Below are 23,795 nucleotides of genomic sequence, written 5' to 3'. Positions count from 1 at the left end.
AATAATATTAGTAAATATATATAAATTAAAAAAACGGTGCAAATCTAATAGATTGCACCGTTTTTAATCACTTTTATATTAAGCGATTGCTTCTTTCTTACGTTTTCTCATCATGCCTAAGATTGGCAAAACAACGGACAAGATAGTAATTAATATCAGTCCTTGTGACACAGAAGAGCCCACAAATATTGATACATCTTGGTTCGCTATTCGGTAAGCCTGACGGAATGATTGTTCCATAGTACCACCAACGATGACGGCAAGAATCATAGGCGCAGTAGGAATATCTGCACGCTTCATGACCACCCCAGCAACACCCAATATAGTCAGAATATAGAAATCCATAACCGAACTACTGATTGCATAACAGCCTACAAAAGCAAGACCAAGAACAATCGGGTAAAGAACCTTAGGTGGTATAGCAAGCACTCTCACTAAAACACCTGCCAACGGTATGTTTACAATCGCTAAAATGAAGTTTGCTACAAACATTGACGCAATTAAGCCCCAAGCGGTATCTGGATACTGAGTAAACAATAGTGGACCAGGCTGAATACCGAGCATTAACAATGCGCCCATCATTACTGCCGTGGTACCTGAACCAGGAACCCCCAATGTTAACATAGGGATCATTGCACCAATTGATGCTGCATTATTCGCAGATTCTGGAGCAGCAAGACCTTCAATCGCACCGTTACCAAACTCTTCACTGTTTTTCGACAACTGTTTTTCATTGTTGTAGCACATAAGCGAAGCCATTGTACCGCCAGCTCCAGGAAGTGAACCAATAATGAAACCCACTGGGGCGCTACGAAGGATAGGCCATTTAGAACGTTTCCAATCATCACCACTAATCCAAATTCTTTTGAATTTAGTCTGTGCTTTTTTGGTTCCGTCGCTCAAAGAGCGGAAGCTTTTAAACACCTCTCCCATTGCATAGATACCGATAATCACAACAAGGAAATCCACACCAGTTTGCAGCTCTAAGCTGCCGTAAGTAAAGCGGTCAAGCCCGGACTGTGCATCGATACCAATTGTCGCTATCGCTAAGCCAACCACCATTGAAAGGAATCCTTTCAACATGTTATTTTTAGACATAGAAGCTGTCATTGATAACGCAGCAACCATTAACAGAAAGTATTCTGCAGGTCCAAATTTTAAGGCAAAGCCCGCAACTGGTTCAGCTAAAAGCGTCATCAATACGGCCGCTATTGTACCGCCTATTAACGAGGCAATTGCGGAAATTGCTAATGCCGATTCTGCTCGACCTTGCATCGCCATTGGGTAGCCGTCGAAAGTTGCAGCAAGGGCCGCACCATCCCCCGGGGTATTTATTAAAATCGAACTACGAGACCCACCAAACATTGCACCGATGTAAACACCAGTCATGGTAATGAGTGCTGCTGTAGGCCCCATAGCAAAAGTCAGTGGCAGTAGCACTGCAACACCGGTTGCAGGGCCTAAGCCCGGAAGCATACCTACGATGGTCCCTAAAACGCCACCAACGGTAACAAGTAGTAAATGATATGGTTGTAGCGCGATGCCAAAACCATTTATTAAGTTCGCAAATACATCAGTCATGATTATCGCCTTATTCCATAAATGGCAGAGGTGGGAGACTTACAGCAAGCAAAGTGTTGAATATAAAAAATATTGCTACTGAGAAAACCAATGCCACTACTATGCTCATTTTCCAACCACTGCGCCCACTTGTAATAGTCAACATGGCTGACATAAACAGGAATGTACTGATTACATAACCTAAATGTTCAAATAACAAAGCATATGCGACAGAAATTATACAAGTGTAAAAAATTCTTTTCCGATCATTCTTTTTGACCGAGTCTTCATTGATAATATTTGTGAAAGCCATTATTGATGCTTTAAAGTTGCTTTTAACCAGCAATAATACACCGATTAAAATGGCTAAAGTTGCAATGCCTAATGGAAAATAAATTGGGTCCATTGGGTTACCAAACATCGCTCTTGGCATCGTATAGGCTTGACCGCCATATATCAGACCGAATGCTACGCTAAATAAACCCGTAAATGCGTCCCAATTTGGGCGAACATTCTTGCTATTCATGGAATAACCTTATGTTAGGAGTTCTAGGAGGAACATTGATAAATGACACAATGAAGAGGGAAGTCGCCTTCCCTCTTATTTTCGTATAACTAATCAATTACTTTGCGAAAATTTCTGCAAGGATAGCTTTGTACTGCTCGTTCGTTGTAGCAAGGAACTTAGTAAATTCTTCGCCATTTTGATAAGCATCATCCCAACCATTACGTGCACGAGCTTCAGCCCACTCTGGAGTAGCAACCATATCTTTCAATGTCTTGTTCCAGAAAGTTACCGCATATTCAGGCATATCTTTAGGCCCGAATAGTCCACGCCAGTTTTCAAACGTAGCATCAATTCCTTGTTCTTTTACTGTAGGAATTTCTGCAACCAAACCTTCGCCAATGCGTTTGTCAGCCGTATGTGCTAAAGCACGCAAATCACCGCTTTTAACAAGAGAAGTTACATCACCAAGACCAGTAGAGATTAGGTCAACGTGGCCACCAAGAACCTGAGCAACCGCACCACCATCTTGGAATGAGATATAGTCGATTTGACTTAGGTTAGGAACACCTGCCGCTTTAGCAATAATCAAAAACTGGATATGATCCATTGAGCCAGCAGAAGAAGTACCACCAATTTTCACTGATTTAGGGTCTTTCTTTAGTGCTTCCATTATTTCATTAATAGATGTGTACTTAGAGTTTTTAGAAACCACAAATGCGCCATAGTCCGTAATTAAACGAGCTAATGGTGTTGTATCTTGGTAGCTGTACTTACTTGCACCCGTAAGATTTGTAAGCAAAATAGGAGGAGAATAAACTGAAATAAGTTTGTCACTACTCTTTTTGGTTTGCATGTAAGCGAGGTTGACTGCACCGCCGCCACCAGGACGGTTAGTAACAGGCATGTTAGATTCAACAAGACCGGTATCTTTCAGTGTTTTTGCAACAGTACGAATCGTTAAATCCCAACCACCACCAGCGCCAGAAGGTGCAACCATAGAAATAGTTCTTGGTGGATAATCTTTAGCAATAGCATTGCTTAGAGGCATTGTAGCGATAGAAGCCATAGCAGCACCCATCATCACGTTTTTGAGTTTCATGTTCATTGAATTACCTATAATATTTATTAGTATTTATTAGTATTCATTCTAAATTGCTAGTATGAGAATTCGTCATCAATCATTAATTGATAACAACATTATTAAATATAAGGAGAAATGGTTATGTGATTTAAAACTCTTAAAAGTAGTTCTTTAATGTTACAAATGGCGTAAATGAATTTAAAGAAACAAAATCCATATATTACAATGAGTTATTAAATCTGGATAAATAGACATAATTAAGGTAGTCAACCCAGAGACCAAAAAAACACACACACTAATATTATTGTATATATCGACATCCACCAACTAAAATAATGAGTTGACATTATATTGTCAAAATAAATTTTTAAGAGTATTCATTAGGTTTCTAAATAAATTTTACGTTTAAATCAATAACACCACTAAATACTTTAACTCCGTTTATTGGTGTGTCGAAGTTCAAAGATTGAGTTGGGTATAATATATAATATTACTCTCGTTCCACAGCCACGAGATAATAAATATGATCGTTACCAACATATCAGATGATACTGTTACCGAAGAAGCTAGAAATCATTGGCTAAAATATTGGAAACATTTTTCTACACAAGATTACTGTTATTGTTCTGAAGTCAATTGTACTGAAAAACATGACCACGGTGTTTTAGTCAAACATAGAACACCGACTTCAGAAAAACTTTTTGTTGTTCCTTTGTGCAAAGAACATAGTTATGGCTATCAAAGTCAACTCGAGATAGACGAGAGAGTTGATATTGTTCCAGCGGAACTGTGCTTGTAGGGATTTTATTGGGACAGAGCAATGAACTATTTTCATTGCTCTTTTTTTTCAGAACAATGTCTAAATAATTTCTTGTGTAAACGTCATTACATTCTGGTTATTAACTAAGTCACCAGATTTGAAGTGCGCTTTAATTTCATTTTCATCCAAAACCTCGGCGTCGCACGCCGCGATATGTACTTTATCACCCACTTTAATAAAGTTATCCGTACCCCACTTTGAGTAATTTGGTGCGCCAGTATATAAAACCAATTCCTCAGGATAATTACTCTCAATGATTGAAGGCAATATTTCTTCATACATCCCTTCATTTTTTTGATTGTTAATTTGCTCCACGATCCATGTGATTAGATCCGAGCAAAAAACTTTCGTATCAGAACAATCAACCAATGGTGTTGCGCAGTGGAACTCACCATCACGTTCTATGTATGACACCAGTTTTAAGTTTCTTCCGTAGTTCTCTGGTGTAAAGGGTTTCATATCCCACCAAAGTTTATTGATCCCTTTTGACTTTTCTCCCCAAGCTTTACGTTGGGAGATCTTCTGTGACCCTTCTAATTTTCGAATGGTGAAATCATTACCAATCGTTATTTGCAACGGCTGTAAATCGACAATGCGTCCATTTTGGTAAGCCACTTTAAATTTGATGACAAATTCTGGTTCAATATCAACATTAGATCCTGCTTTCGGATACATCACGTGTCCATTGCTGGTTAGCGTCTCTTCGTGACCTTTATTGATGACAAAAATGCCATTCGGCAATGGGTGTTCTTGCACATTTTCCGCACCACTTAGATGGCCGAAATAATTACCGATAATGCCGATACATATACTTGAAGTCATGGTTTCCCTTAAATAAAAAAAAGTCCCCATAACGAAGGCTATGGGGAAAATCGAAGATAATATAAAACATATGAACTCTATTTATCACACTAATTCACCGAGTGTGATAAATAAAATTCATTAATAACCCGTTACATTGAGCCTTACGGGTTTGCATCAGAACACATATTGAGTTGCGCAAGTAACCATGTGGCAGCAAGTAAGTCTGCACTTCCTCCGGGACTTAGATTCAGATCGACGAGTTTCTCATCGAACGCCAATATCACTTTCTCATAATCGAGATGAGTGCTATCAAATGCTAAGAGCATGTCTTTCGACTGTTCCTGAACGAATGTTAAGCCTTGTAACCCGCCTCTATTGACTAGATTCGTATCACTATTATTCGCCATTAGTGATAATAGTGTTTTTGACATCGCTTGTTCTTCGGATTTTCCGTCAGAAATGCACTCTTCGTAAACGGATAAACCGTGTTGAAAAATAGTCGGGTATCCATACGCAGCTTCACCCCGAATGCCTGTCAGCCTGTGCTCTCTAAATAACCTTTCCCCTGCTGTGGCAGGTATCTTAGCGGATTCTTTTAGGTCATCTTTCACTAAACTGGCGCAACATTCCATAATGACACTTCGAATATGGATCGCATCATAAGCAAGGCCCTTTTTATGCAACCAACCAACGGCACCACAGATCAAACCAAGCGTGAATATCATCCCTTTATGGGTATTAACACCATCCGTCGCTTTAAACATGGCCCTCTCTGCCTCAATACCAACTCGACGTAGGCGAGGTAAAAGTTGACTTGCGGGAAGGTGATGATTGTCATACCCGGTTCGAACAAACTTTTTCATGAATGATCTTAACGCATTTGAGCTAGCAATAAACGTGTTGATATCCATATCTGAATGCGCCCCTGTCGACAGGCAATCAACCAAACCAGGTTTTGGTGTAAGGTGCGCTTCTAACATCATCGCATGGTAAGCAAGATTCCCTGCTAACTCACAGATATTGAGCTCTAATTTACCACTGGCGGTCTGTTCATATAGACAACAGTCATCTAATAACCATCGAATAGAATTACTTGCAATCATAGACAATCTCGCTCAATTTCTTGTTCAATTTGGATAACGACTGAATCAGGCACTATATAGATCATCATTGTTTCCTAAAGAGAGAAACAAGATGGCGATTACAATCAAGGTTTAGCACAGGTTAAACATCATTTATGGTTTTTATGACGGTAATTATGGGAATGATCATTTAAGCGCAAAAAAGGGAGAGCACCGCTCTCCCTTTTTCCATTAGATTGTTTATTTGCTATAGATTGTTTATTCGCTATTAAGCTTAACCACCTAACACATACTTTATCATCACACCGGCCGCGACCGCGGAACCGATAACACCGGCAACATTGGGGCCCATTGCATGCATAAGAAGGAAGTTTTGTGGATTCGCTTCTAGTCCAATTTTATTGGTGACACGTGCCGCCATCGGTACTGCCGAAACGCCAGCAGAACCAAGTAAGGGGTTAACCTTATCTTTGAACACTCGGTTCATTAGTTTAGCCATCAGCAAACCAGCTGCGGTTCCGATACAGAATGCCACGATACCAAGCGCAAGAATCCCTAATGTTTGAGGCTGTAAAAATTTGTCTGCCATCAACTTAGATCCAACCGACAAACCTAAGAAAATGGTCACAATATTGATCAAACCATTCTGTGCTGTATCAGATAAACGCTCTACCACACCACATTCACGCATCAGGTTGCCAAAGCAAAACATACCCAATAAAGGCGTTGCTGAAGGAAGCAACATCGCAATCAAAATAAGCAGCATTAGAGGGAAACACACCTTCTCTATTTTGCTTATTGGACGAAGTTGCTTCATCTCAATTCTGCGTTCCGCCTCCGTGGTTAATGCCCGCATTATCGGCGGTTGTATCATTGGAACCAACGCCATGTAGGAGTATGCCGCAACCGCAATTGCACCAAGCAACTCAGGCGCTAACAAACTCGATACATAGATAGCAGTTGGACCATCTGCACCACCAATGATGCCAATAGCCGCCGCCTGAGCAACACTAAAGTCCATGATACCGAATTGGCTTAGAGCCAAGGCACCAAGCACGGTCGCAAAAATACCAAATTGAGCCGCCGCACCAAGCAACAAGGTTTTCGGGTTTGCCAATAACGGACCAAAGTCAGTCATTGCCCCTACACCCATAAAGATAACCAGAGGAGCGACCCCTGATGCAATAGAAACATTATAAAAAGTATAAAGCATACCATCAGAATATTTGTATTGCTCAGCCATTAAGTGAAGGTGCATTTTTTGCTCTGGCGTTGCCATCGCTAACGCGCCTTTAATCACATTTGGTTGTGTATCAGTCATGCCAAGAATATTGGCAAACGCCTGCATTACTTCGGCATTGCCGGCATGTAAAGCGGCTTCAATACCACTAATGGCAAGGTTTGCTTCAGGCAGGTTTGCAAGAATCCCACCGATACCAATTGGCACAAGAAGCAATGGTTCGAAGTTCTTAACTATCGCTAAGTAAAGAAGTATCAGTCCCACTATAATCATGGTTGCCTGACCCCAAGTGAGGTGAAGGAAACCAAAGTCTCTTACTAGAGCTAAAACGCTGTCCATTTCCTGCCCTTATGCTAGTGCAACGAGTGCATCGCCAACCTGAACGGAATCACCTTCAGAAACGGTGACACTTTCGATGACACCGCCACGTGCGGCTCTAATTTCCGTTTCCATTTTCATGGCTTCTAGAATCAAAATAACGTCACCTTCTTTTACCGTTTCGCCTACCTTTACGTGGATCTTCCAGATATTACCTGCTAGCGGAGCTGATACGGTTTCAGCGTTGCCAGAAGGTGCAGCAGGGGTTGTTGTGAGTCCAGCGACAGGTGCGGTGTTGGCAACAGCCAACACATCAGGATCTGCCCCTTCGTTTATTTGAACCACGTAAGCTTGGTTGTTTACGTTTACGGTATATACTGCGCTTTCATCTGTAGTCGATTTCGTCGCCGCTTTTGGTGCTGGCTCAGCAACCGTTGGGACTGGTTCAAAAGCCTCTGGATTATGACGATTCTCAAGAAATTTCCATGCCACTTGATCAAATAGAGCAACCGTTAACACATCATCAATTTCACTTTCAGCCAGTGTGATGCCTTTTTCCTTCGCTTTTGCTTTTACTGATTCTGTTAGGGTAGATACTTCAGGTTCAATAAGATCGGCTGGACGGCAGGTTATCGGTTTCGCACCATCTAACACTCGCGCTTGCAGTGATGCATCCATCGGTGCTGGTGTCTGACCATACTCACCTTTTAATACACCTGCCGTTTCTTTTGTGATGGTTTTATAGCGTTCACCCATCATCACGTTGATCACGGCCTGAGTACCGACAATTTGAGACGTTGGAGTAACCAGTGGAATATAACCAAGATCTTTACGGACACGAGGGATTTCTTCCAACACTTCATCAATACGGTCAAGCGCATTTTGTTGCTTAAGTTGCCCTTCCATGTTGGTGAGCATGCCACCCGGAACCTGTGCAACTAAAATGCGAGAATCAGCCCCTTTCATCTGGCCTTCAAACGCGTGGTATTTCTTACGAACCTCACGGAAATAAGCCGCAATATTCTCTAGTTTTTCGATATCAAGACCCGTATCTCGCTCGGTGCCTTTCAGTGCCGCAACGATAGATTCTGTTGCTGGGTGCCCGTAGGTACCACTCATCGAAGAGATCGCCGTATCCACACGGTCTACACCTGCTTCAATCGCCTTAAGCATTGTCATATCGGCAATACCTGCGGTTGAATGGCAATGGAGGTGCAATTCAACATCCAACTGCTTCTTCAGTGTAGAGACCAGCTCATACGCCTCATAAGGCGACATCACTCCGGACATATCTTTAATCGCAATAGAATCAACACCACACTCAACCAGTTGTTCGGCGACGTCTATCCACGACTGCATTGTATGTACAGGGCTTGTTGTATAGCAGATAGTACCTTGAGCATGTGCTCCTTGACGATTCACCGCTTTAATCGCTTGTTGCATATTACGAACATCATTCAATGCATCGAATACCCGGAAAACATCCATACCGTTGACCACGGCACGTTCTACAAACTTATCGACAACATCATCAGCGTAGTGACGATAACCAAGAATATTCTGCCCTCGGAAAAGCATCTGCTGTTTGGTATTCGGCATCACTTTTTTAAGTTCACGCAAACGCTCCCATGGGTCTTCCCCTAGGAATCGGATACATGAGTCGAACGTTGCGCCTCCCCAAGATTCTAAAGACCAATATCCGATCTCATCGAGTTTTGAAGCAATGGGTAGCATGTCGTCTAAACGAAGGCGGGTAGCAAAAAGTGATTGGTGTGCATCGCGCAGTACGACGTCGGTGATACCTAGTGGCTTAACTATTTTGGACATTAGAGGTTCCCTGTATTCTTACAGCTGTTGACTGATTTTTTTCTTATGGTGATGAAGTGCTGCAGTAATAGCAGCAACCATAGTGTCATCGGAAGTTGAGACCGCAGATCGTGTTGCCGACGCGGCGTTTGGAGCAGCAGGAGGTTGGAGCTTGATAGCAACGAAAGATAGCAGGCGCGTTGCCCCTACTAATAAGGCTAAGAAGCAGAAAACGAAACCCATGCCAAGAGCCATTAATGTTACGCCTTCGAGAATTATCGGACCTTCATTCATGAAAATTCCAAACCTGTTGGTAAAAGTGTCCGAGAAGTCTAGCTGAGACCGCGAATCCAACTCCGTGAGTTAGCTCATTCAATTGGGACTACTAAACAACTAATATGGCGTTAATAACCTAAATACAAATTCGTATCTCTTTGATTTACAGTTGAATTCATTAACAGCATATAAAGCTCAAACGTCACAATATTTTGTGAAGCGACATCCGTTTCTTAATTTCAGCGTTAGAGATTAAAAACGCCAGACAAAAGCCTGGCAGAGGGTAGATGAAGAGGGGTTCTTAGTAAGCATCCGTGATTATGCCTGCAAACTGATCTGTGGTGCTGCTGACTTAATTAAATGATGTCTGGCTAAGATTTACCACATTTTCGAGTCGTACTTGGTGGCACTCCTATCTGATTCTTATACGCTCTGCTGAATGCCGCCTCGGATTGATAACCCAAGCTCAGGGCGATGTCTAATACACTTTCTCGACTGCTTATTAGTCGACGGCTCGCTAAAGTCATCCGGTATTGAGTAAGATAATTGAGGGGCGAGTCGCCCACCATCCGTTTGAAATGTTCCGAAAATGTTGTGCGCGACATACCAGCTTCGTTTGCTAGCGACTCAACAGTCCAACTCACCTCGGGTTTATGATGAATAGCCAACATTGCCTTACTTAACCTTTTATCTCGAAGCGCCGCTAACCAGCTGTTCTGATCGGATTCAAATAGCGCTAACCACGCTCGAAGAGATTGTATGACTAAAATGTCGGCTAAACGTGTAATCACGGCTTCCCCACCAACATTCGCATGCTTCGCTTCGTCCGCGAGCATAGACATGGTGCTGTGAATGACGTGATGATACTCACTTTGATCAGAACCAATCTTAATAAAATGAGGCATCAATGCTAATAACCTGCAGGCAATCGGATGATCAAAGCTAACCGCACCACAAATCAGCACGGTTTGCTCACCTTTCCCACCGTACGACAGAACCTCATAGTGATCGCTTAACGACTCTATTGGTAACTCTAATAAGGGAACGCGACAGGATGTGGCATGGTCGAAAATACAGTGACCTAAACCATGAGGCACCATAACGAAATCGCCTTTTGAAAGAGATGTCTTTTCTCCCTCAACTTCAACGTAGCAATGCCCGTGGACCACGATATGAAACATGAGCGATTGGTCTATCACGGGCATTTCCATCCCCCAAGGCGCTGTGAGATCTGAACGGGTATAAAATACACTATTCATTTTAAGCAGGTGAAAGATATCCCCTAGTGGGTCGCCCGTCCTTCTGTCCACAGACCGTTGAGAACTTCTAACCTTCTGTATTGCAAATGATTCTAAGTTATCCGCCATAATCAAATACTCATTCCGTACGATTAATCAACAATAGCGTATAAATTGCAATCATTCATTCTAATCATTCAATTACACTGAACTCGTCAATTAAACAACGAGGCAAAAAACATGATTGAATCTAACGCACCAATCCTAGTCATCGGTGGCACGGGTAAGACAGGTAAACGAGTTGTACAAGGTTTACACGAAAAAAAACTCAATGTACGAGTGGGCTCTCGCTCAGCGCATCCTGCATTTGACTGGGACGACGCAGAGACGTGGGAAGGGGCTCTACAAGGTGTCAAGGCTGTCTATTTAACTTATTTTCCAGACCTGGCGGTACCTCAAGCACCATCAGCCATTCGCCATTTTTGCAAAGTAGCAAAAAGCGCCGGTACTGAGCATATCGTTTTGTTGTCTGGTAGAGGCGAGCCTGCCGCACAACATTGCGAGCAAATTGTCCAAGACTCAGGAATGGATTGGACGATAATTCGAGCTAGTTGGTTTAATCAAAACTTTAATGAAGGTGCGTTTAATAGCATGGTTGAGGCGGGTGTAATGGCGCTGCCTGTCGACAAGATTGGCGAACCTTTTATTGATGTTAATGATATTGCTGATGTTGCTTTGAGTGCCTTAACTGATCCCAAACATAGAGGACAGCTATACGAAGTAACGGGTCCACGCCTGCTGACCTTTGCTGATGTTGCGGACGAATTAACGAAAGCTACTGGCAAAAAAGTGCGGTTCCTTTCTATATCGGCGGAAACCTTTACCGAACAGTTGACCATACAACAGGTTCCAAAAGAGACGATCGGTATGTTGCTCTTTTTGTTTAAAGAAGTACTCGATGGTCGCAACGCGACGGTATGCGACGGTGTTGAACGCGCTCTTGGAAGGCCCGCGACCGATTTTTCAGTGTATGCCGCCAATCTGCCAAAAACAGACCATACCTAAACACGGAGACAGAGCATGCCACATCATCTGATCTTTGCTCTCTATATTTTTGCAGCGGTATCGACAGGGTTATTAGCAGGTATTTACTTTATTTTTTCAAATACCGTAATGCCCGCATTAGCGGGCATGGCGACAACTTCAGCAGCTGAAGTCATGCAACGCATAAACCGCCTTATTTTGAATCCGCCTTTTTTGGTATTATTCATGGGCTCCGCATTCGCAAGCTTGCTCATCATTGGCTTAAGCTTATTTGGTTTAGGAATACCGGACAGTACCTTGGGTATATTCGCAGCTGGACTGACTATGACTACTTTTATCTCCACTATCGGGGGTAATGTACCTCTAAACAATCTACTTGAAGGCACCCATTTACACTCCATCTCATTAGAAATGACATGGTTGCATTACCTCAACAAATGGATAAAGTGGAATCACTTACGTGCAGTGTTGAGTTCTATTGCCACCATACTCTATTCTATTGAACTCACACTAATAGCGTTCTAACGCAGAAACCCTATATATAATGCCCTCTTTCCCTATTCAAGAAAGGAACTTTTGACTCATGAAATGCAAACTTGTTGATGTCTTTGCACACAAAAAACTCACAGGTAATGGTCTCACCATTCTCTATGATTTTGACTCATTGACTAAACATGAAATGTTGGTTCTTACACGCGAAATGAAGCAATTTGAATCCATATTCCTGTCGAAAAGAGCGAAAGATGGGTCTTTTCGCGCTCACATTTTCACTGTAGATGAGGAACTCGATTTTGCCGGGCACCCATTAATCGGGTTGGGCGCTCATTTACATGAAGAGTACGGTACAAATGACCTTCATACGTGGGACATAGAATTAAACCAACAGCACGTGGAACTAACTTCAAAACCCTATGCTGACTATTATCAAGTGACCATGGATCAAGGTAAGCCTCTTTTTTTTCAAGAATATAGAAAAGATGAACTCAACGAAATCATTACGGCGATGAGTTTAAAGCAGGCGGATATCGCGCCCTATCCTCTGGAAGTCATTTCAACAGGCTTACCTTATTTAATCGTACCAATAGTTCGGGGAATAGAAGATGCTCGCATTATTGTTAGCAATTTCGAGGACATGTTAGAAAGATGTGGTGCAAAGTTTGCCTATATTCTTGATATTAATAATTTTGAAGGACGGACTTGGGATAACCATGGCAATGTTGAAGATATCGCTACTGGCAGCGCAGCCGGCCCTTCAGCAGCTTTTCTTTATAAACATAAATTGGTATCAGGTAAACAATCATTCACTTTATCTCAGGGCCGTTTTTTAGAACGCCCAAGCAAGATTGGTATCAACTTGATAATAGATAACGACACCATTAGTCATATATTGGTCCATGGGCAGGTCTGTAAGATTGCTAATATTGAGTTTGTGTAATATGGGAACAGCGTAGTACCTGAGTAAAACTACGCTAATGTAAACCTTCTCGACATGAACCGTCACCAAGGGTTCTCTTTTTCACTGCACCTTTTTAGTCAATACCAAAATACCATCGTTAATTTCGGAATTAAGGTCGTTGTGCTTGAGATATTTACTGATATCACATTTGAAATCATGTTTATGCTCGTTAGCAATGCGTTCTATCGTCTCTTTTGGGGAGTCTTCCAGCTCAACCTCCATTAATTTGATTTCTAATTCAGAGACATACCAAACACGTTTTCAAAGTTTTTCTTCATCGTTGAGTCGGTACTTAACCGAAGTACTAAAGGCATTTTCACTTGGCATCTGAAAAGGTTCCTCTTTGTATAATAAAATATCATCGAACTGTTCTGGTAGATGCTCATGGAAAAAAACATACGGTACTCCTTCAATTTGTACAATATAAAGAAGCCAGTAACGGCTTCCTTATATATGAATTAGTTTATGGCTTGTTCAATAGCAACGGCGGTTGCTACAGTGGCGCCTACCATTGGGTTATTCCCCATACCGATGAGTCCCATCATTTCTACATGGGCAGGTACAGATGAAGAACCAGCAAATTGTGCGTCGCAGTGCATTCGCCCCATCGTGTCTGTCATACCATAAGATGCCGGCCCTGCCGCTACATTATCTGGATGCAGGGTACGTCCAGTACCACCACCGGAGGCAACAGAAAAGAAAAGTTTTCCTTGTTCTAGACGTTCTTTCTTATATGTACCAGCCACCGGATGCTGGAATCGAGTGGGGTTGGTTGAGTTACCTGTGATTGAAACCTGCACATTTTCTTTATGCATCATTGCAACACCCTCTCTGACATCATCCGCTCCATAACATAAAATTTCTCCATTAGAACCTTTAGAAAAAGAGCGACGAGACAGCTCAATGAGTTCGCTGGTGTCGTAGTTAAATTTGGTTTCCACATAGGTAAAACCATTGAGACGAGAAATTAAATACGCCGCGTCTTTACCTAAACCAATGAGAATAACTTTCAACTTTATATCTCTAACCTTGTTCGCATTAAGTGCTATTTTTATCGCACCTTCTGCTGCCGCAAATGACTCATGACCTGCAAGAAAACAGAAACATTCCGTCGTTTCACTAAGCAAACGTGCGGCTAAATGACCATGTCCTAAACCAACTTTTCGCTGCTCAGCGACTGAGCCGGGAATACAAAAAGCTTGCAGCCCTTCGCCGATATAATTTGCGGCGTCCGACGCGGTTTGAGACCGCTGTTTCAACGCTATAGCAGCACCCAAGACGTATGCCCAACCTGCGTTATCGAAGGCAATTTTCTGGGTTTCCTCAACGATTTTTCTTGGGTCAATATTCTTTTCTAGACAGTATTCTTCAGCATGCTCCAAACTATCAAAGTCATAAGCCTGCAATGCGGTAAGAATTTGTTTTTCTCTTCGTTCGTAGTTTTCAAACTTTGGCATAATATATTCCTTTGGAAGATTTCGTTATTGGTGTCGAGGATTAATAGTTTTCGTGGCTTCTGAGTACCTACCATAGGTACCTGTTGCTTTAGCAAGCGCTTCATTTGCTGCACATCCTTCGCTGATCAAGCCCATCATTTGGCCTAAATTGACGTACTGATAACCAATAATTTCATCATTATCATCCAATGCCATAGATTGGACATAACCTTCCGCCATTTCTAGATAACGCGCGCCCTTAATCTTGGTTCCATAATGCGTACCGATAGAGCTCCGTAATCCTTTTCCTAAGTCTTCAAGACCTGCGCCGATCGGCAATCCTCCTTCAGAAAAAGCAGTTTGAGTTCGCCCATAAGCAAACTGAAGAAATATTTCTCGCATTGCAACATTGATCGCGTCGCATACTAAGTCAGTATTCATTGCCTCTAAAAGCGTCTTCCCAGTTAGTATTTCCGAAGCCATTGCAGCAGAGTGTGTCATTCCAGAACAACCGATCGTTTCGATCAACGCCTCTTCAATGATGCCGTTTTTAGTATTCAATGTAAGTTTTGCAGCGCCTTGCTGTGGTGCACAAGTTCCAACGCCATGACTAACCCCGGATAAGGCAATAACATCTTTTGGTGAAATCCAGCGTCCTTCGACAGGAATAGGAGACGACATATGTCTCGGCCCACGTGAAACGGAGCACATAGATTGAACTTCGGTAGAATAATTCATTGCTTACTCACTAAATCAATATATTAGAAAAGCAATAAGCATAGGAAAGGTTGGATATCGACGTTCTGTCAATACACAAGCCTAGGAATAATCCTATTGCTCTTGCGTGTATTAGCAGACGTCATCAGCTTTTTAGGGCGGTTTTGTATACGTGAGGAATTAAAGTATACATGGCGGAACATCATCGCCTTTTACATATGTTACTCTTATTTACCGTGCTGTAAACACTTCAGTAGACACGTTTTATCGTAATGTAGTTAAGTTATTAAATAGATTGAGTTTTAATCATTGCGTCCAGTTTTATACACGATAGGACCGTCAACTCATCCGATTAAGGTGATTAAGCTCAATCAGGTTAGTATTATTCTATATTTAAAATACCGTTAGATCTCAGAAAAATAAAATATCAACTTATTCATCTAAGTTCACTTAATTGTGGATACTTTCTGGCGATTAGGTTCACTACGATACATCATTAAGTGGCTAAGAATATCGTGTTAAAATAAGTAATGACGGTTAAAGGTACGCCCCCTCCAACAAAAAGCGTTTAGTTAAAATCGGATTTTAACCACAGACATTAGTCGCTTAATTACTGTTCCTGTAACGTTATCATTCATGTCAATGTCGACTGAACATTTGCCCATTACTCTTTACCCACTTTGCCGTGTTAATCTACCCGATAATCAAAAATCAGAGTACAGACCCATTATCAGCAGAACGGACGCGTTTGACCTCTATTGTTACCGCTATGCATATCTTAATTTTGACTAAAACAGACCATACCAACGCCTCCTAATGAGACTAATATCCTGCATTGAGCATATTATAAAACTATTACGCGCTCTAGTAGGGTAAGATCCTCTCAATGCGATTACTTTATTTGTTACTTCAGCTCTAGAATCTAGGGTGGAATTTAGCCTAGTGGTAATGTATAACACCAATAAAAAATAGAGTAGTTATGAATAATAAGAATGAGTTAGAACGTACCCATGATGAAATATTGGGGTTTTCAGATAGATTACACCAGTCTGGTTGTGCTCCATATTCAGTATCTGAATATACAAAATTGTATGCTAAGAATCGTAATGTCGATATTTCAATCGACGTAACGCCAACTAAAGTCATCACTGTCTTCGAAAAACCCATTCAAAACGTAGTGATAGAAACAAAAAAACCACCTTCTGTTAACCTGCGCAATTTGGTCGCAACGCTAGAAGCATTCTCTACTAAAAAAAAGTTTAAACCCGCAGAGAAATACTCAAACCGAATGCTGTGTATCGCCAATATAATGCTACCACCTTGCTATTTGATGTTGGTAGGAACCACATATTTCGCTGTCGTAATCTCGGCGATTTTGGGGCTAATTGCTTGGCTTGCACAGGTTACGCTAAAAGGAGAGAAAGCACTGCTCATCGAGTTTTTAGTTGCGCTTATCGCCAGTTTTTTGGTCGGATTAATGGCGGCCCATTATCCTCAGTTACCTACCCTTGCGTTATGCATCTCATCCATTGTGCTTTTTATCCCCGGCCTTACGGTAACCAATGCTCTAGGGAGCTTAGCGTTAAACGATTTCCGATCAGGCATTGAACTGCTCGCACAAAGCACGTTGGTGGTCATTAAAGTATTCATCGGTATTGTACTGGGTTTAAGTTTGTCCAGCTTAATCACTCACAACACAGCAGTGGTAGAATTTGCCAACGAAATCCCTCTGTTTCTTCATGTATTGGCTCTTATCGGCATATCAGTTGCTATCGGTATTGTTTTTAACGCGAGCATGAAAGATATCATTATCGGTTTACCTGCCGCCGCAATTGGGATGTGGGGACCACACTGGTTTACCTCTGATTGGGTTGTAGGGACTTGGATTAGTACCATGTTGATCACTTTATATGGGTTAGCTGCGGGCAGAGTACGAGAGGTGCCCCCTTTGGTTTACATTATCCAAGGCATTATTATTTTGGTTCCAGGCAGTAGAATTATTGTCGGGGCAAGTGAATCCTTTTTTGCTACCGCTATCTTGCCTATACCAAATATTGGTATGTCCGCGCTACTGATGTTTTGCGCCATTGTTGCCGGTCAGATTATGGTCTACTCATTTTTTAACCGGAATTTCAGCTCCATCGAGTAACGTGATTAAGCTCAGCGAGCAGACATAGACAATATAACCTTCCCTCTAGAATGGCCACTTTGAATTTGAGTGTGCGCTTCGATAATCTGATCTTTTCTAAATGTCTTTTGTATACAGGGAATCAGTTTTCCGCAATCTACCAAGTCCGCTAGATAGGTCAGATCTTCATGTGAAGAATTCACCATTACGAGCCTAGATTTGTTACTTATGTGCAACCGAGCCTTCAGTTCAGCCATAATTGATTTACCTGTGGGTACAGTGCTAACGAAGATCCCTTCTTTTTTGAGTTGTTTTGAAAAGTAGTGCCTTTCATACCTACCTGCTGCGTCAAAGACCGCATTGTACTGATGATCAATTTCTGAAGGTTTAACTTTAGTGTAATCGTACACATGATGTGCACCTAATGTCGAAACAAAGTCCACATTATTGGTACCACAAATACCGTGAACTTCAGCCCCTAGGTGCTTTGAAAGTTGAATCGCGAAGTGACCAACGCCTCCGCTAGCACCTGTGATAAGAACTTTCTTACCCGCCTCCACGCCACAAATATCACGGATAGCCTGCAATGCAGTTTGGGCCGATAAAGGGATTGCTGCACAAGTAACTAACGGTATCGATATCGGAGCTTTGGCAGCTTCTGTTTCTTTAAGCACAGCAAACGTACTAAGTACACCACCAGAGAAATTATTGGTCATCCCAAAGACCGTATCACCAATCTCAAAGCACGTAACATTCTTACCTATCTCCACAACAGTGCCTGAGATATCCATACCTGTTAATCTTGGTAGTGGCTCACGCGCGAGTGTTCTTCTAAATTTTCCCTTACGTAACAAAGCATCTTTCGGGTTAACGCTACTAGCCGCAACTTTAATGAGTAACGAATCAGTATCGCACTCTGGTTCTGGCCAATTGTCGACCCACTCTAAAACATCTGCTCTACCAAATTTTTTGTAAATACACGCTTCCACAAGCACTCCATGATTTATTGATTAAATAAACACGACTAATATCGAATAAATAGGTAATAAGTAAACATATCTTCTTTATCAACAAATCGCACTTCTGAAAAAATTGACTATCGTACCTAATCCCCTCAAACAATTTTACAGTTTAACTAAAGATAGACCGCATTTTAAGATCACCTGTCATCATCTTCGTATCCTAAGGAATCTAATTGTAAACACTCTGTTTATTAATCAAAGTCGTCACCACAAAAATTTCCGAATAAGAATACTTATGTTGTATTTGTAATTGGACTTCGAGCTAGCACAAATCTATATTTGAATATTGTATAACCACCATGTCCAAATCAGGGCAATGAGAGCAACAGTTTATTGAATTTTAGACACACAAAATACACAACAAAGCGTTTCATTTTCGAATGATTGGGATGGTTGTTATAGAAGGGACAACAAGTTAACTAGATAACTAGATAACTAGATAACTAGATAACTAGATAACTAGATAAAAACAATACCATTTGGTCTCAACAATGATGTCTATTTAAATTTGAAAAATGTAGATTCACTTTGCTTTGGTATTAAGAAGATTCCAGATCTTTAACGTTAAGGGGCCACTACCCTTTTGGTAATAACTGTAAAGCACCTACATAGTCTCTACCGATCATAGATAACAAATCAAAGGGTAGAGAAGAGCCTACTTGAGTAGCGAAAAGAATGAGCACCGTTATTGGATTTTTTAAACTCGCCGACGAGGTAGGCATCTAAGAGAGCTTTACCACTCCTCTTTCCAGCCTGATTCATCATCGCTACTCTTGCTATTACGAGGGGTAATTTCAAAATCTAACTCAAGTGCAGAAAGGAGTTTAAAAAAGGTATCCAGCTTGGTTGGTTCTGCTCTTAGCTCGAAATTTGAAACGATATCTTGGCGTATCCCAACTTTTTAGCGACATCTGTTTGCGATAATTCATTATCTAAGCGAACATCCTTTAAGTATGCACTGAGTTGTTTTGTTGTGGAGATTTTCATATTGCACCTTACACGCTATAACAAATAAAGCTTACTCCTCTTGGTTCAGGTACACGTTCCCTATGAGCAACTACATTAGATAAACTGCGATCCAATTAAATTTCAGCCACCTTCAGCACTGGCGCTTGCAAGATAGATTTGTTTAACAAACCAGCGTAAATACCGTTGTGAGCAACCAGTTCTTGATGTTTACCCCTTTCAACGATTTCACCTTGTTCAAGTACTAATATCATATCGGAGTGACGCACTGTGCTTAAACGATGCGCAATAGCGATCACCGTTTTTTCTTTAAACAGACGCTGCATTGCTTTCTGGATCAAATCTTCCGTTATGGAATCAACAGAACTCGTCGCTTCGTCCAACATCATCACTTGCCCACTTTGAGCAATAGAACGAGCAAAAGAAATCAACTGAATCTGTCCGACCGAAAGATTTGAAGCATTTTTATCCAAACAAAAATCATAGCCGTTAGGCAATTCATCAATAAATTTATCCGCATAAACATAACGTGACGCCTTCTCTACTTGTTCACGCTGTATTCCTTTTTTCCCCAAAGCAATATTGAAATGTACACTCTCTTCAAACAGGTGAACATCCTGCATCATCATCGAGAATAGATGCGTAGAGTCTTCAATCGAAATTTGAGAAAACTCGATACCATTTAGCAGAATGCTGCCGTCATAATCTTGATATGTTTTTGATATCAAACGTAGAATTGTCGACTTACCTGAACCAGTTGAACCAACCAGTGCTATCTGATGCCCCTTTCTCAGTAAAAAAGACACATTTTTTAACACATAAGGTAAACTTTCATTGTAACGAAAACTGACATTTTTGAACTCAAGACTGACAAACTTATTTAGTTGTTTTTCAACCTTATGTGTCGGTTGCAAATCACGCCCTTCTTCTTCCGTAGCTTCGACAAAGAGCTCTTCAATATGGTCAAAAGCAGCAAAGGAGCTCTGAATAGATGCAATTTGTGATGTAAAATCCCTGATTGGAACAAATACTTTTTCCAGCGTGTTAATAAATGCAATCAGTACACCCAATGTGAGTGCTTCTTGAATGACTTGCCCTGACCCATACCAGATCATCAGCGCGATGGTGATAGAGGTAACGCCGGAAATAAAGGCAAACAAAATAGCATCATATTTATTAACCTTCTTTTGAGCTTTTAACAACTCATCGGTATAACCTTTGTACCTGTCCTCGACCTCTTCTTCGGCGCGATATAACTGAATGGTTTTCACGCCGAGTAAAACTTCCTGCAAAAAACCGATACTACGTGCCAATGTTGAACGTGTGACTTGATAAAGCGCTCGAAGACGGTTACGAACATAGAAAGTTAGATACATCACAGGAGGCATGATGACCAATACAATCAGTGTCAGCTGCCAATCAATAAATAGCATCATCACCAATAGAGCGACAGTATTGATGGTGTCTTTCACCAGCCCAACAATGGATTGAATAAAAGTCTCGCCGATAGTTTCTAAATCACTCGTTAAACGAGAGAGGGTTACGCCAGTCGGTGTATTATCAAAATAGCGGCGTGGCAACTTAAGCACGCGATCAACAAGCACCGAACGCATATCTGTAATGGTGTACTGCCCTGCTTTACGCAAGTTGTATGAATACGTTGTATCAACAACGTAGCTAGCAATTAGTACCATAAGCAAATAAGCAGTATGTAGCAGCAATCCATCTATATTTCTCTGAGAGAGATGGACATCAATGACTTGGATAATGAGCCAGGGGAACAATAGACTGGTGATAACAGAAAGAGGGAGCATGGTAATGCCAAGCAATATGGAGCGCTTATATTTTTTAGCAAACGTAAAAAAGTGCTTTAAATATTGAACATCGATGCTCTTTAACATACTGCCGCCTCCGTTTCATTCTGTTGCAACTTCCAAGTTTCAAAATAATAGGGACAAGTCAGGATCAGAGCGGCGTGATTACCTTTGGCGATAATCTTGCCCTCACTGAGCACGATAATTTCATCCATGTATTCGAGTGCGTTAACACGGTGAGAGACAACAAGTACAGACTGGTTATCCAACCGTTCAAACAACCCTTCTAGAATTTTACGTTCGGTTTCGTAATCCACCGCAGACAATACATTGTCCATGATAATCACATCACAAGGTTCAAGCAGAGCACGAGCAATACTCAAGCGTTGCTTTTGACCTCCAGACAGCATAATCCCCTTCTCACCAACCAGAGTTTGGTCACCTTTTTCAAAACGGTAAACATCATTAGCCAACTGGCTCAGTTTCAGGACTTCATCAACTTGAGTTTTCGCTATATCTGCATCACGACTACCAAAGCGAATGTTCTCCTCTACGGTTGCGGAGAATAAATATGGGTCTTGGGTCACCGTTTTAATATAACGGCGTAAATCACTACGGGAAAAAGTCGTCACATCCCTATCGGCAAGAAACACTGTGCCCTCAGGCACATCAAGATGGTGATTCAGACAGTTCACCAATGTTGTTTTACCTGACCCAATACTGCCCAGTACGCCTATTTTTTTACCGACTGGAATATCGAAACTGATGTTATCTAAAATTAGTCGCGTCTCTCCCTGATAACTGAAGCTCAAATTTCTAATCGAGAGTGTTTTAGCCTTCAGTTTTTCAACTTCTGCCAGTGGTAGTTTTACTAAATCTTTTTGTGGAACTTCAGCATTTAGAATTGTCTGCACACTGTGAATGGCAACCATACCTCGCTGATAAATAGTGGCGATCCGGCCTAATTGCATTAACGGCATAGCCAGTAACACTGAATAGGTAAGAAAAGCGGTAATTTCACCAAGAGTAAGCTGCTGATTCATCAGCATATAACCACCAATCCCAAGAATCATAATTTTCATAAAGTCATTGGCGTAATCCAACACTGGCATAAAAAACACCTGAACGCGTGTGATCTGAATTCGGCAGCGAAGTAAATTCTGATTAAGGTTTTCGATTTCTTCCTTCACCCAAGGAGACATTTTCTCGCTCTTAATTAAATCAATACCCGTTAAATAACTCATTAATTGAGCGGAAAGATTTTGCAAGCGACGCATATGTTCCATATGGAGATCTTTCATACGTTTAAAGCCAATACGAAAAATCACGAACGCAATAACAATAGGGATAATCGAGTAGAGTGTTAACTCTGGCGAGATACGCCACATCCATAACGGTGTTAACGAAAGCGCAAGCAAAGCATTAAAAAACTGCAAAAAGCCGAGTCCAAATAGTAGACGAACACCACTAAGGTCGTTATTGATGATTGAAATAAGTCTCCCTGATGCAAATTTTTGATGAAAATTATTTGGTAGACGATTCAGTTTTTTCAACAGAATGTTTTTTAACGCAGCCTCAGTTATACGACCTGGATTTAACGCATAGATACGTGAAAAAACCCGAACTACGGTCATAGACACAGCCATCACAACAACAATACCCACATAGGTTTGAAGCTCTTGATGGTCAGCCGGAGATGCACTGTCAATTAGGTCAATTGCCAATTGAATATAACGAGGAATTTCTACTTGAAGCCAATTAACGAGAAAAATTAATACGATTGCAATCATATACGACGTACGATTCATACGCAGGAAATGCGCGATAAACTGTTTTTTAGTCATGTGACTCTTTCTTTCGGGGAGGTTCAATGCCGTACTGCTCGATGCAAGCTTTGACAATACAGTGACGAGGTTCATCTATATCTTCTAATGCATCCAATAACCACTCAGGTAGGCGCACTGGCCGCGTTTTTACACCTGGTTTACGACCACAACCCGACCTAAAACCACCTCTATTACTGCAATGATACTTTTCAGAGTTATTTTTCAAGCTAAGTCCAGATTCGTTGCTATTTGATAAGTGTACACCTATCAAAATGAAATAGCATCCGGTATGTGAAGCAAAGGCATCCGTTCTGCGGCTTTTGTAAAATTCGGCACGATGCAAATGCCTTTGTAAATTGAAAACGTTGTAAACCAATGAAAACATACTGAGGAAACTCTGAGCGTGGGCCTGCTTTCGAACTGGGAACTAACTCCCTATGAGCAACATATTAACTGCGGAGTTTGTCTGTCACCATTTTCCAAGATTTAACACCTTAATTGCACATTAGTCAGCATTTGAAAAAACACGTTGCTGCTTTTCCGTCTCTTCTTTTCTGAACAAGAGTATCGAAGAATTTCGTAACTTACGGTAACGCCTCATTCAGCCTAAAGCTCTTCTACATATCGAAAACGCAGATTATCGCACAATTGGT

At 41.4% G+C, this 23,795-nt stretch carries 20 protein-coding genes and 1 riboswitch; of the genes, 5 read left to right on the top strand and 15 right to left on the bottom strand.

The window, feature by feature from the left end:
* Window positions 1–78: 78 nt before the first annotated feature.
* The 3 genes from AACW90_RS16315 to AACW90_RS16305 all read right to left on the bottom strand — a co-directional run bounded on the left by AACW90_RS16315 (window position 79) and on the right by AACW90_RS16305 (window position 3,173).
* A complete protein-coding gene (locus AACW90_RS16315; RefSeq protein WP_195705484.1) occupies window positions 79–1,581 on the bottom strand; it encodes a tripartite tricarboxylate transporter permease in 1,503 nt (500 codons plus the stop codon).
* A 10-nt stretch (window positions 1,582–1,591) separates the two neighbouring features.
* Window positions 1,592–2,086: a tripartite tricarboxylate transporter TctB family protein gene (locus AACW90_RS16310; protein WP_195705485.1), complete on the bottom strand. Its 495-nt coding sequence runs from the start codon at window positions 2,084–2,086 to the stop codon at window positions 1,592–1,594.
* Between the two features lie 97 nt (window positions 2,087–2,183).
* Window positions 2,184–3,173, bottom strand: a complete 990-nt coding sequence (locus AACW90_RS16305) for a Bug family tripartite tricarboxylate transporter substrate binding protein (protein WP_390236548.1) — start codon at window positions 3,171–3,173, stop codon at window positions 2,184–2,186.
* A gap of 499 nt (window positions 3,174–3,672) precedes the next feature.
* On the opposite strand from AACW90_RS16305, the gene AACW90_RS16300 reads away from it, so the two are divergent.
* Window positions 3,673–3,948: a hypothetical protein gene (locus tag AACW90_RS16300; RefSeq protein WP_195705487.1), complete on the top strand. Its 276-nt coding sequence runs from the start codon at window positions 3,673–3,675 to the stop codon at window positions 3,946–3,948.
* A 60-nt stretch (window positions 3,949–4,008) separates the two neighbouring features.
* On the opposite strand, the gene AACW90_RS16295 is transcribed toward AACW90_RS16300, so the two are convergent.
* The 6 genes from AACW90_RS16295 to AACW90_RS16270 all read right to left on the bottom strand — a co-directional run bounded on the left by AACW90_RS16295 (window position 4,009) and on the right by AACW90_RS16270 (window position 10,862).
* Window positions 4,009–4,791 (bottom strand): DUF5718 family protein, encoded by a 783-nt coding sequence (locus AACW90_RS16295; protein WP_390236544.1) that lies wholly within the window; start codon window positions 4,789–4,791, stop codon window positions 4,009–4,011.
* 143 nt (window positions 4,792–4,934) lie between these two features.
* Window positions 4,935–5,876 carry a triphosphoribosyl-dephospho-CoA synthase CitG gene (gene citG / locus AACW90_RS16290; protein WP_390236541.1) on the bottom strand — a complete coding sequence of 314 codons (942 nt, stop codon included), beginning with the start codon at window positions 5,874–5,876 and terminating at the stop codon, window positions 4,935–4,937.
* Window positions 5,877–6,129: 253 nt separating this feature from the next.
* Entirely contained in the window at window positions 6,130–7,434 is a 1,305-nt protein-coding gene (locus AACW90_RS16285; RefSeq protein ID WP_390236538.1) for a sodium ion-translocating decarboxylase subunit beta, read from the bottom strand.
* Between the two features lie 9 nt (window positions 7,435–7,443).
* Window positions 7,444–9,240 (bottom strand): sodium-extruding oxaloacetate decarboxylase subunit alpha, encoded by a 1,797-nt coding sequence (oadA, locus tag AACW90_RS16280; protein WP_390236535.1) that lies wholly within the window; start codon window positions 9,238–9,240, stop codon window positions 7,444–7,446.
* 18 nt (window positions 9,241–9,258) lie between these two features.
* Window positions 9,259–9,513: an OadG family protein gene (locus AACW90_RS16275; protein WP_390236532.1), complete on the bottom strand. Its 255-nt coding sequence runs from the start codon at window positions 9,511–9,513 to the stop codon at window positions 9,259–9,261.
* A 353-nt stretch (window positions 9,514–9,866) separates the two neighbouring features.
* Complete coding sequence (locus tag AACW90_RS16270) at window positions 9,867–10,862, bottom strand: AraC family transcriptional regulator (RefSeq protein WP_390236529.1); 996 nt, start codon at window positions 10,860–10,862, stop codon at window positions 9,867–9,869.
* A 111-nt stretch (window positions 10,863–10,973) separates the two neighbouring features.
* Between AACW90_RS16270 and AACW90_RS16265 the strand changes: the two genes are divergently transcribed.
* From AACW90_RS16265 to AACW90_RS16255, 3 genes are read left to right on the top strand one after another with little or no spacing between them, the layout of a single operon-like run.
* Window positions 10,974–11,798, top strand: coding sequence for an NmrA family NAD(P)-binding protein (locus AACW90_RS16265; protein WP_390236526.1), 825 nt, complete (start codon window positions 10,974–10,976; stop codon window positions 11,796–11,798).
* Between the two features lie 15 nt (window positions 11,799–11,813).
* On the top strand, window positions 11,814–12,302 hold the full coding sequence (locus AACW90_RS16260; RefSeq protein WP_390236523.1) for an anthrone oxygenase family protein: 489 nt from the start codon (window positions 11,814–11,816) through the stop codon (window positions 12,300–12,302).
* Between the two features lie 58 nt (window positions 12,303–12,360).
* Complete coding sequence (locus AACW90_RS16255) at window positions 12,361–13,212, top strand: PhzF family phenazine biosynthesis protein (protein ID WP_390236520.1); 852 nt, start codon at window positions 12,361–12,363, stop codon at window positions 13,210–13,212.
* 479 nt (window positions 13,213–13,691) lie between these two features.
* Here the strand turns inward: AACW90_RS16255 and AACW90_RS16250 are convergent, their stop codons facing one another.
* A complete protein-coding gene (locus AACW90_RS16250; protein ID WP_390236517.1) occupies window positions 13,692–14,690 on the bottom strand; it encodes a GGGtGRT protein in 999 nt (332 codons plus the stop codon).
* 24 nt (window positions 14,691–14,714) lie between these two features.
* A complete protein-coding gene (locus AACW90_RS16245) occupies window positions 14,715–15,407 on the bottom strand; it encodes an iron-sulfur cluster assembly scaffold protein (protein ID WP_390236514.1) in 693 nt (230 codons plus the stop codon).
* Window positions 15,408–15,515: 108 nt separating this feature from the next.
* Window positions 15,516–15,605, bottom strand: a riboswitch (Fluoride riboswitch).
* Window positions 15,606–16,365: 760 nt separating this feature from the next.
* Here AACW90_RS16245 and AACW90_RS16240 point away from each other — a divergent pair.
* Window positions 16,366–17,535 (top strand): threonine/serine exporter family protein, encoded by a 1,170-nt coding sequence (locus AACW90_RS16240; protein ID WP_390236511.1) that lies wholly within the window; start codon window positions 16,366–16,368, stop codon window positions 17,533–17,535.
* Window positions 17,536–17,546: 11 nt separating this feature from the next.
* On the opposite strand, the gene AACW90_RS16235 is transcribed toward AACW90_RS16240, so the two are convergent.
* From AACW90_RS16235 to AACW90_RS16220, 4 genes are all read right to left on the bottom strand, one after another.
* Entirely contained in the window at window positions 17,547–18,503 is a 957-nt protein-coding gene (locus tag AACW90_RS16235; RefSeq protein ID WP_390236508.1) for an NAD(P)-dependent alcohol dehydrogenase, read from the bottom strand.
* Window positions 18,504–19,618: 1,115 nt separating this feature from the next.
* Window positions 19,619–21,403, bottom strand: coding sequence for an ABC transporter ATP-binding protein (locus AACW90_RS16230; protein WP_390236505.1), 1,785 nt, complete (start codon window positions 21,401–21,403; stop codon window positions 19,619–19,621).
* On the bottom strand, window positions 21,397–23,160 hold the full coding sequence (locus AACW90_RS16225; RefSeq protein ID WP_390236502.1) for an ABC transporter ATP-binding protein: 1,764 nt from the start codon (window positions 23,158–23,160) through the stop codon (window positions 21,397–21,399). The genes AACW90_RS16230 and AACW90_RS16225 overlap by 7 nt, the downstream gene beginning before the upstream one ends.
* Window positions 23,153–23,368 (bottom strand): hypothetical protein, encoded by a 216-nt coding sequence (locus AACW90_RS16220; protein ID WP_390236499.1) that lies wholly within the window; start codon window positions 23,366–23,368, stop codon window positions 23,153–23,155. The genes AACW90_RS16225 and AACW90_RS16220 overlap by 8 nt, the downstream gene beginning before the upstream one ends.
* Window positions 23,369–23,795: the final 427 nt, after the last annotated feature.

This window comes from Vibrio frigidus (assembly GCF_042465995.1).
Lineage (GTDB): Bacteria > Pseudomonadota > Gammaproteobacteria > Enterobacterales > Vibrionaceae > Vibrio.
The sequence above is the reverse complement of the archived record's forward strand: the minus strand, read 5'-3'. Positions and strand labels throughout refer to the sequence as shown.